Consider the following 10115-nt stretch of genomic DNA (forward strand, 5'->3'; position numbering starts at 1 on the left):
AAACAAATTATTAAACACTATTAAAATTTTAGGATGACTGACTCATGACGCACTCTACAAAATCGCCTTCGCCATCATCTCCGCGCTCGTCTTTGACCTGCGGTGAGCTGCTCGTCCAGTGGTTAGAATACTATGAAGTCGAGATTGTATTTGGCATACCGGGTGTACACACAGTCGAGCTGTATCGCGGTCTACCCAATACCAACATTCGCCACATAACACCGCGTCATGAGCAAGGGGCTGGGTTTATGGCAGATGGTTATTACCGCGCCTCTGGCAAAATCGGCGTCTGCTTTATCATCACAGGTCCTGGCATGACCAATATCATGACGGCAATGGCGCAAGCACTGGCGGATTCTATACCGATGCTCATCGTCTCTAGTGTGAATAAAGTAAAAGACACAGGCAGTGGTGAAGGGCACTTGCATGAGCTGCACGATCAGCAAGGTATGGTGAGCAAGGTCGCGCTCACAAGCAAAACCATCTGGCGTCCTGAATCATTACCCAAAGTCATCGCTGAAGCCTTTGCGTTATTCAATGGCGCACGTCCAGGGCCAGTCCATATCCAGTTACCTATCGATATCATCACCGCTGATGCCAGCCATGTCGAAAGACCGCCTCGCTTAGACACGCCAGCAGACCACTTATCCTTACCGCAGATCATGAGACCACTGCCAAATCCTGCGCAATTAGACCTGATTATCGAATCCTTAAAAACGGCGAAAAACCCAGTATTGCTCTACGGCGGTGGTTGTGTCGATGTCGATCAGGATGCGCAAAGACTGGCCGAGCTGATAGACGCGCCCACATTTTTAACCATCAATGCCAAAGGTTTGTTGCCACCCCGTCATCCATTAAGTTTGGGCAGCAATCAGTCATTAGCAGCAGGTCGTGCTGTGATTACTGAGGCTGATTGGGTATTAGCAATCGGCACTGAGCTTGGCGAAACCGATTACGACGTGTTTTTTAATGGTGGGTTTCATATCAATGGCAAGCTGATACGTATCGACTGTGATGCCCCGCAGCTTCAGCGTCCGTTTAGAGCAGATATTGCCGTATTGGGCGATGCACAATTGGCCATCAGTGGTTTGTGTGCGCGTCTAAAAGGACAGGCATTCGATCATCAGGCAGTGTCACGAGTAAACGATGCAAAACAAGACCTTATAAAGGATATAAAACCAGACTTCGCCGGTCAAAATGCACTGCTTCAGCTGATTCGCGATGAAATAGAAGATGTCATCTTCGTCGGTGACTCAACTCAGCCTGTTTATAGTGGCAATCTTGGCTTTGAGGCATTGGCAACTCGCAGATGGTTCAATTCATCAACAGGGTTTGGCACGTTAGGTTATGGATTACCAGCTGCAATTGGGGCAATGATTGGATCAAAGGTGCCGGTTGTCAGTCTGATTGGTGATGGCGGTATTCAATTTACCATTGCTGAGCTCATCTGTGCGGCAGAACTTGAGCTGCCATTGATCGTCTTATTATGGAATAACCAAGGTTATGGCGAGATTCGCCGATATATGGAAGAGGGCGGATTGCCACTGATTGGGGTCAATATCAAGACGCCAGACTTTGAGCCATTAGCCGCAGGGTTTGGGTCAGGATATCGCAGAATCACAGAGAAGCAGCAATTACTGGATGCGCTAAAGACAGACACAAAAGGTAAGCAGCCAATCATTTATGAAATTGATGAATCCGATGCGTTTCTGATGGAAATGGGTAAGGACTTTGCGTGTTTTACGTAATGAGATGACAGATTTTGGGAGCAATCTTTAAGTAGTAGTTTAGGTAGTAGTGACGTTAGATAGTAGTCAGACAGCAAAATGGATAAATTGGCGATGGTCGCCTATCAAGGAGGAATTGAATGACAAACTATATGGATAAGTCGCAACAGTCGATTTTAGAGAAAGATGCTGTCGATTCAGACTCGCTAAGTGAAAAGCAATGGCGCGCATCATTATGGAAGTTTTTACTGTTTTCTGCATTCGGTATTGCTTTGTTTATTATACCGTTTCAGTGGGATGGCAAAGTCACGATTTTATTAGGGGTATTAACAGATACTCTACAAGCATTGCTGGGTGGTTATGTCGTTTATGTGGTCATGGCGCTTGTGACGACTTCTTGTATAGGGGCGTTGGCAGTAAAGGTGTTAAAGCCCAACTTACATCAAGGCAGTTTATCCAAAAATCTTTTTGATGTGAATTGGTTTTGGCTGATTGCGCGCGTTTTGGGAATGGTCTTTGTTTGGACGATCTTTTTACAAGTCGGCCCTGAATTTATCATTAGTCGTAATACTGGCGGTGTGATTTTTGAAGATTTGATTCCTATTTTGATTCCTTTGTTCTTTTTTGCCATTTTGTTATTGCCGTTTTTGACTGACTTTGGTTTGATGGAGTTTTTAGGTACGCTATCGAGTAAGCTTTTTGTCAAGCTCTTTAATCTCCCCGGGCGTTCGGCAGTGGATGCTATGTCCTCTTGGTTTGGTGCCGCGTCCATTGGCTTGCTGGTGACGATGCAGCAGTATGATAAAAGTTATTATAGTCAGCGCGAAGCGGCAATTATCGCAACGACGTTTTCCGTCACCTCGATCGCGTTTACTTATGTGGTGGCAAAGACCATCGGTGTGGATAATAACTTCGTCTATTTTTACTTGACCATTGCACTCACTGGGTTTGTCGCCGCCGTTATTATGCCGCGTATACCGCCACTATCATTGAAGCCTGATACTTACCACTCTGGCAAAAGCATGCTGGATGAAGAGACACCAGCGCATTACACCACTTATCAATGGGCGGTCAATCGTGCTGTGACTCGTGCGCAGTCTATGCCAAAGCTGGGTCAAGTATTCAAAAGTAGCACCAAAAATTTATTTGATATTTATTTTGGGCTGATTCCAGTGGTTTTCGCTATCGGTACGATTGGTCTTGGGTTAGCAGAATACACCCCTGTCTTTAATTGGTTAGCTACGCCCCTTGTGCCTTTGCTTGAATGGTTGCAGATTCCAGAAGCCACAAAAGCTGCGCCTGCGATGATCATGGGTTTTGCCGATATGTATCTGCCAGCACTGGTGGGCAAAAGTATCGAGAGTGAAATGACAAGGTTTATCGTTGGTGCTGCTTCTATCACTCAGATTATCTATATGTCAGAAGTCGGCGCGCTTATTTTAAAATCAAATATCAAGCTCAATATATTGGAGCTGTTTGGGATTTTTATGCTGCGCACGCTTATCAGTTTGGTCGTAATTACCTCAGTTGCGCATCTGTTGTATTAGGTCAATCAACTCTTTGAACATGAGCAGCACAAGTATAAGTATAAACAGTCTACACAATCCAGCTGGTTGAATATGAAATGATATAAGGCAATCGATAATATGAAGAAAACAGACACAAACTCTCTAACGAGAGAAATGGCAAAGCAAACCGTTCGTAACGACGTCGTTCTAAATGCAGCGTATATAGAGGGTGATTGGGTAGCTATTGAAGCATCTGATACGGGTTCTGATAGCGTAGGTGACCACGCTTTGTATGATCCCAATTCAGGAGAAGTGATTGCCACCACTCGTTTGTGTAGCGCAGAGAATGTAGAGTCCGCCGTCAATGCTGCTGCTACCGCCTATGCCAGTTGGTCACAGACAAGCGCAGGTGAGCGTGCGCATTATCTAAATGCCATCGCAGACACGATGACACAGCAGTTTGATACATTGGTTGGTTTGTCCGTGTTGAATAACGGTAAGCCGATTGAAGAGGCAAAGATAGACGTCAGCGACGCCATTGCTTGTTATCGCTATTATGTTCAGCTCATTACCAAACAAGAGACTTGGGCTGAGGTCGAGGCCAATGAGGCAGGTGTGCGTCTATTAAAAACATACGCACCTGTTGGGGTTTGCGCCTTGATTGTGCCTTGGAATTTTCCTATGGTCACCACCGCTTGGAAGCTTGCACCTGCACTGGCGGCAGGCTGCACGGTGGTACTAAAACCGTCCGAGGTGGCATTATTACCAGAGCTGATGCTGGGCAATATATTGTCTGCTATTGATCTGCCAAAAGGCGTGGTGAATATTTTACCGGGAGCGGCAGCGGTGGGCGCTGGCATGACCAGTCATCCGCTGATTGACAAAGTGTCTTTCACAGGCAGTAATGCGGTGGGTGAAAAGGTCATGAGCCAAGCAGCAAAAGGTATCAAAGATATCAGCTTAGAGCTGGGCGGTAAGTCGGCCATCATCGTCTGCGCGGATGCGGACATTGAGTATGCTTGCGACTTAATCATCGGTGGTATCTTTACCAATGCAGGTCAAATCTGTTCAGCGACGTCCAGATTGATTGTTCATCAGGATATTGCTGACGCGTTATTTGAGAGGTTGAAGACAAAGACAGAAAACCTGTCCATCGGTGATGGTTTTGATACAGACACGCAAATGGGGCCACTGGTCAGTGAGCAGCAGCTCAATCAGGTAAAAAAATACTTCGATATCGCCATAACTGAAAATCTAGAGTGCCTAACAGGTGGCAAAGTGTTGGATAGAGCGGGGTATTTTGTCACGCCAACCATCTATCACAATGTGCCCGTGACCAGTCAGCTGTGGACAGAAGAGGTGTTCGGTCCCGTCTTAGTCAGCAAAACGTTTACAGAGGATTTGGATGCGATTCGTTTAGCCAACGACAGTAAATTTGCCTTGGCTGCAACCATTGTGAGCGCTGATGAGACTGCTGCACTCAAGATGGCGCTACAAATTCAAGCAGGTCATATTTGGATTAATGAGCAACAAATCGTATTGCCGCAAGCTGGATGGGGCGGGTTTAAGCAAAGCGGGATCGGTCGTGAGCTTGGCGTCGATGGTCTGTCTGCCTATCAAAAAAGCAAACATGTATTGCTCACACATTAACACATTAAAAATATCCATTAGTAATAAATGATGTGGATATAGAAAAACCCTTTATCGATTATTCAATAAAGGGTTTTTCTGATGTTGTATATCAGAGGAGACTTTTACCACATCAGATCATCTGGAATAACATAAGCAGCATAAGGATCATCTTCTTCCAACGCTTCTTCTGAAGTATCGTTAGAAACGACAATAAAGCCTTCCATTTTTGTATTTATGCGATCTGCCAATGGACGAGGCAGTAGCGCATAGCTGTCTTCTAATCGTGCGATGACTACATGACCGGCCACGATTTGGTCATAAAGCTTTTGAGTAATAGCAATTTTCTTAACCTTAGCATGATCTACAAACTGATAACTGACCTCACCACTTGTGTCGGTGATTTGATGTTGCTTAATCATTTGTACGATATTGGCTCTGAGCATTTTCTCTTCTAAAATCCGCTGCTTTTCTTGATTGAGCTTTTGATCTTTTTCTAGTTTTTTTGCTTGCGCGTCTGCCAACGCTTTTTTTGTCTCGATGCTTTCTGAGTCGCCAGTACGCTTGGCATGATCAGCTTGCTTACTGATTTTTTTGGCTTTTTTGCTATCCACCAATCCTGCTTTTAATAACTGAGCTTGTAGGGCATTTTTTGCCATCTCTTTATCCCCTAAATAACGATGCTTCAATTTTGATGATCGAATTATAAATATTAAAAAATACATTGTATCAAACTTTGCTATGGCATGTTGTTAGGAGAATACAAGAAGGGATTGTTAAATCAAACTGAAACGATCAAAAGCTAGGTTTAGCTGGCATAGAGACAAGCCGAATAGGATGTCACAATCTCACATACATGACTGGATGAAGTGGCTTAAATTGGTTATTATCAAATAAGGTATGAAGTTAACAAACAAATGTATTTTATAGAGCGTATAGAGGAGGCGCTTTTCGTAATACGGCGTAAAGTGGTCATAAACTAAAAACACCCTAAAAAGTGACATAGGATTAACCAACCATATTTAAGGATGAATTATGACAACATCACAGCACATTTTGGCCTGTATTGACGGCTCCGCAGTGACTGAATCGGTTTGTGATTATGCAGCATGGTATGCAAGCAAACTGAATTTACCTGTTGGGTTGATGCATGTTAGCAATGTTCCTGTCTCTACCAGACGAGACTTATCAGGGGCAATCGGCATCAATAGCCGCCAGTTTTTATTAGAAGAGTTGACCCAACTGGACGAGCAAAGGGCAAAAATAGAAAACAGCTATAGCAATGCGTTGGTAGAAGACGCAAGAAGTCATATTCAAGAGAAATTTGCGCATATTGATGTCCGTTTTTATCAGCGGCATGGCAAATTATTGCCTGCCATCGAGCACTTCAAAGCTGAAAACCGAGCCATCGTCATGGGCCGACGCGGCGAAGACCATAAGAATAGCCGTATCAACATCGGTAGCCAAATAGAAACGGTTGCTCGTGCATCAGAGGTGCCTATCTTGATTTGTTCAGAGGCGTTTAAAGAGCCACGCTCTTACATGATTGCCTTTGATGGCAGCAAAACCTCTATAAAAGCCGTTTGGATGGTTGCAAGAAGCCCTGTATTAAAGGGAATGCAAGGTCATATCGTCATGGTAGGCAATCATAATGATGCTGCCAAACAAAGTCTAAGCGCGGCAGGGGCGCAATTAGAAGCCGCTGGCTATGCCGTAGGTGCTCACCATGTCACAGCATCTGATGCTGTGAATGGCTTATTAAAATTTCAGATGGATAATGACGTTGATATGATGGTATTGGGTGCGTATGGTCACTCAAAGTTGCAGCAATTGTTTTTGGGAAGTACTACAACAGAAATTATTGCCAGCACCTTGTCTCCTGTCATTTTAGTCCGCTAACGTTTTATAATGTAGATAAATAGAGTCACAATAAACACAGTCACGTTCTTATAAAAAAAAGGCTATTGTATATTTTCATCGTTTTTCGATGGCAAATGTACAGTAGCCTTTTTCAATCGCTAAAAGTAAATAATACACTATTTACGATCGTTGATTTTAGTTAAATAGGGTAGTTACTTGCTTATTATTATATCGATAAAACCCAATCCTCTTTAAAAAATATACCTGAGCGACTGGCGAGAATTTTCCATCTTTAGCTATGTTAATGACTAAAAATACATTACTTATAGCCGACTTTCATCAATTTTAAACCCCTATTTTTTCCTACCACGAGTCTAAAGTAAAAGACCCTATCGAAATAAAACATACTGATATACTATTTTTTATTTACTACAAGCCAAAGCCTATAAATCAAGGCCTTCGAGCTGTTTATTCTGACCACGCTATAGTCTTTGCAAACCTAAGAAAAAACATAGTATCGCGTGTGCACGTTTCAAAAACTATGGTTTTATTGTGATATATACATCTCTTATAAACACTAATAGTGACGTACATTAATGTCAATACCATTCACGTCGGCAGCTTTCTAATTTCTTAGTTAATTTCTATTATCAGTAATAGTATTTATTGATGTAATCAAGAAGATAACCAGTTTAATCATCAGTATTCTTCCTCTACCTTGTATAAATTGTCACCTAATTAGTGCAGTAATTTACTCAAAAAAGGAGTCGGATTCAGAACTTTTATCAGTGATTCTCTGAAAGCGTATACCTTGATGTGTGTCAGAAAGGTAAATCAAAAGAACATACGTCACAGTGAGAAAATCTCTAATCTAAAGAATCCACCACTTTTTGTTGTAAAGAATTATTCGTAATGTACTCATAATATTACATAAGTAAGTTAATCTAATAAAAGCAAGCCAATTGTAATTATTTACTTATTATAAGTTTGATACTTCAGTATTGAAAATGTAGTATTAATGTTTCTTTACAATTTACCTTACATAAGTTCTTTTGTTTTCAGGCGCTGATAAACATAGTATTCACGCAATTCATATATAAGAATTAAGCATTTTTCTAAACATTCTAAAATTGCATTATTAATTGATGTGAATATAATAAAATTTAACTACGTCTATATTTTATAAAATAATATTCTAAAAAAATTCATAATAATTGTAATAAATATCGTTTAAAGATGATGATTTTTTAATAAGAAATGAGTTGTATAAGAGAAAAATAGATGCCCATAAACTAGATTTTATTAGGATGAAAAGCTATGGACAGTAAAGGTTTACTATTATCGACGACATTATTCACATTGGTAGGTTTGGTAGGCTGTCAAACTGTACCAAATAATAAAATAAAATTTTCCTCTGGTGATACTCAGCGAGTTAATCAAGTTGGTTGGGAAAAAAGTGGTGAATTATTTCGTTTGCCTAATGATAGTGATCTAAAAGTAAATGAGCGTAGAATTGTTTTTTTTCGAGACGCTCACCATGAGAAGAAAAATAATATCAATATAGGTATTGGACTGGATAATGTTTTTCAAACCAGTCTAGACAATGGCCATTACTCGGAAAAAATCATTTGTGATAACGCACAAATCATCAATGCGTCAGTCTTAAAAGAAAATGGCGACATTGTTTCTTATTCAGAAAGTTTTCAATTCCTTCCTCAAAAAACAACTTATATAAGAGTTAGCTTAACAGCAACGGGCAAACCTGTTCTTCAGCAAATATCAGCCAACGAAGCCTTGTCATCATTGAGCCAAGCCAATCGCCAGACGCATCAAATCAGTCGTATGCCATCAGACTGTAGCATGACAAGTCAAACGCTACTCAGTCAGCCATTGCCAAATCAAAATCTACCAAAAGAACCAGTCAAGAAACCTATAGCAAATACTCCAGTAGATATAAGTGATCTTAAACAGTTCAGTGTGTTATTTGATTTTGATAGCGCGAACTTGAAAAACAACAATAACGCTGTGCTAGATGGCATGGCCAGTTTTATTCAGTCTTATCCAAGAACCAATATCACTGTGGAAGGTCATACAGACAGTCGAGGTTCTGAAAGCTATAACTTGCAGCTTTCTCAAAAGCGTGCAAATACAGTAAAAAATATTTTAGTAGATAAATATGGTATGCAGCCTTCACGTTTACGTGCCGTAGGGTACGGAGAGGCGATGCCAATTGATATCAATGATACTGAAGAAGGACGTCAAAACAACCGCCGAGTTGTCGCCACTGTTAGTGAAAAAGTTAACTGAATCAAATCTTTATTCTAAGTCGATACTTATTCTATTTAGAATTAATTAATTAAGGATGATTTTATGAGCACTATAAATATCAAGGTAAACGGCCAAGCCGAAACCGTTGCTGAACATACAGTTGTGACACAAGACGGTACTCCTACGGTGCTCCAAGCTACCGATAAAATTAACTATGAGTTTCTTGATGAGTCAACGGGTTACGCCCCCAACAACATTATTACTAAACGTGTCGGTCAAGACCTTCAGATTTCTTTTGAAAGTGATAGTGTAGATCCTGATCTAATTATTGAGGGATTCTACGACGCTACTGAGAGTGCGCTTATCGGTGTCGCAGAAGATGGTAGTTATTACTATTATGTTCCTGATACTGGTGAAGTTGCTGACTATGTCACTGAGTTAGAAGCAGGTGAGATACAAGGACAATCATTGGGCGGAGATGCGCAGGTTTCGCCTTGGTGGGTAGGAGCTACGGAGTCTGGAGCTTTTAATGCCCTGCCTTGGTTAGCGGGTCTTGCAGGAATAGGCCTTGCTACCGCTGCTTTCTCTAATGACGATAACGATGACAGCGATGCCGATGCTGATGCCGACGCTGATGCCGATGCAGATGCAGATGCAGATGCCGATGCAGATGCCGATGCCGATGCCGATGCCGACGCTGATGCCGACGCTGATGCCGACGCTGATGCCGATGCCGATGCCGATGCCGATGCAGATGCCGATGCCGACGCTGATGCAGATGCCGACGCTGATGCAGATGCCGATGCCGATGCCGATGCCGATGCCGATGCCGATGCAGATGCAGATGCAGATGCAGATGCTGATGCTGATGCTGATGCCGATGCCGATGCCGATGCCGATGCAGATGCCGACGCTGATGCCGATGCCGACGCTGATGCCGACGCTGATGCCGACGCTGATGCCGACGCTGATGCCGACGCCGACGCTGATGCCGACGCTGATGCCGACGCCGACGCTGATGCCGACGCTGATGCCGACGCCGACGCTGATGCCGACGCTGATGCCGACGCCGACGCTGATGCCGACGCTGATGCCGACGCCGACGCTGATGCCGACGCTGATG

Annotated in this window: 7 protein-coding genes; 6 read left to right on the forward strand and 1 reads right to left on the reverse strand. The window is 42.7% G+C overall.

The window, feature by feature from the left end; genetic code table 11:
• Positions 1 to 44: 44 nt before the first annotated feature.
• The 3 genes from CIK80_RS13240 to CIK80_RS13250 all read left to right on the forward strand — a co-directional run bounded on the left by CIK80_RS13240 (position 45) and on the right by CIK80_RS13250 (position 4885).
• Complete coding sequence (locus CIK80_RS13240) at positions 45 to 1748, forward strand: 5-guanidino-2-oxopentanoate decarboxylase (RefSeq protein WP_095570350.1); 1704 nt, start codon at positions 45 to 47, stop codon at positions 1746 to 1748.
• 119 nt (positions 1749 to 1867) lie between these two features.
• Positions 1868 to 3274 (forward strand): YjiH family protein, encoded by a 1407-nt coding sequence (locus tag CIK80_RS13245; RefSeq protein WP_095570351.1) that lies wholly within the window; start codon positions 1868 to 1870, stop codon positions 3272 to 3274.
• A 135-nt stretch (positions 3275 to 3409) separates the two neighbouring features.
• Positions 3410 to 4885: an aldehyde dehydrogenase family protein gene (locus CIK80_RS13250; protein ID WP_095570352.1), complete on the forward strand. Its 1476-nt coding sequence runs from the start codon at positions 3410 to 3412 to the stop codon at positions 4883 to 4885.
• A 104-nt stretch (positions 4886 to 4989) separates the two neighbouring features.
• On the opposite strand, the gene CIK80_RS13255 is transcribed toward CIK80_RS13250, so the two are convergent.
• Complete coding sequence (locus CIK80_RS13255) at positions 4990 to 5523, reverse strand: DUF2058 domain-containing protein (RefSeq protein ID WP_095570353.1); 534 nt, start codon at positions 5521 to 5523, stop codon at positions 4990 to 4992.
• Between the two features lie 376 nt (positions 5524 to 5899).
• Between CIK80_RS13255 and CIK80_RS13260 the strand changes: the two genes are divergently transcribed.
• The 3 genes from CIK80_RS13260 to CIK80_RS15370 form a co-directional block, all read left to right on the forward strand.
• Positions 5900 to 6763, forward strand: a complete 864-nt coding sequence (locus CIK80_RS13260; RefSeq protein ID WP_095570354.1) for a universal stress protein — start codon at positions 5900 to 5902, stop codon at positions 6761 to 6763.
• Positions 6764 to 8041: 1278 nt separating this feature from the next.
• Positions 8042 to 9031 carry an OmpA family protein gene (locus tag CIK80_RS13265; RefSeq protein ID WP_095570355.1) on the forward strand — a complete coding sequence of 330 codons (990 nt, stop codon included), beginning with the start codon at positions 8042 to 8044 and terminating at the stop codon, positions 9029 to 9031.
• Between the two features lie 63 nt (positions 9032 to 9094).
• A partial coding sequence (locus CIK80_RS15370) for a hypothetical protein (protein ID WP_218830332.1) occupies positions 9095 to 10115 on the forward strand: 1021 nt, incomplete at its 3' end.

It is taken from the genome of Psychrobacter sp. JB193, assembly GCF_002285555.1.
Taxonomy (GTDB): domain Bacteria; phylum Pseudomonadota; class Gammaproteobacteria; order Pseudomonadales; family Moraxellaceae; genus Psychrobacter; species Psychrobacter alimentarius.

Coding starts and splice junctions, on each gene's coding strand:
- CIK80_RS13260 (WP_095570354.1), top strand. CDS start 5,900: ATGACAACATCACAGCACATTTTGGCCTGTATTGACGGCTCCGCAGTG.
- CIK80_RS13265 (WP_095570355.1), top strand. CDS start 8,042: ATGGACAGTAAAGGTTTACTATTATCGACGACATTATTCACATTGGTA.
- CIK80_RS13245 (WP_095570351.1), top strand. CDS start 1,868: ATGACAAACTATATGGATAAGTCGCAACAGTCGATTTTAGAGAAAGAT.
- CIK80_RS13240 (WP_095570350.1), top strand. CDS start 45: ATGACGCACTCTACAAAATCGCCTTCGCCATCATCTCCGCGCTCGTCT.
- CIK80_RS13250 (WP_095570352.1), top strand. CDS start 3,410: ATGGCAAAGCAAACCGTTCGTAACGACGTCGTTCTAAATGCAGCGTAT.
- CIK80_RS13255 (WP_095570353.1), bottom strand. CDS start 5,523: ATGGCAAAAAATGCCCTACAAGCTCAGTTATTAAAAGCAGGATTGGTG.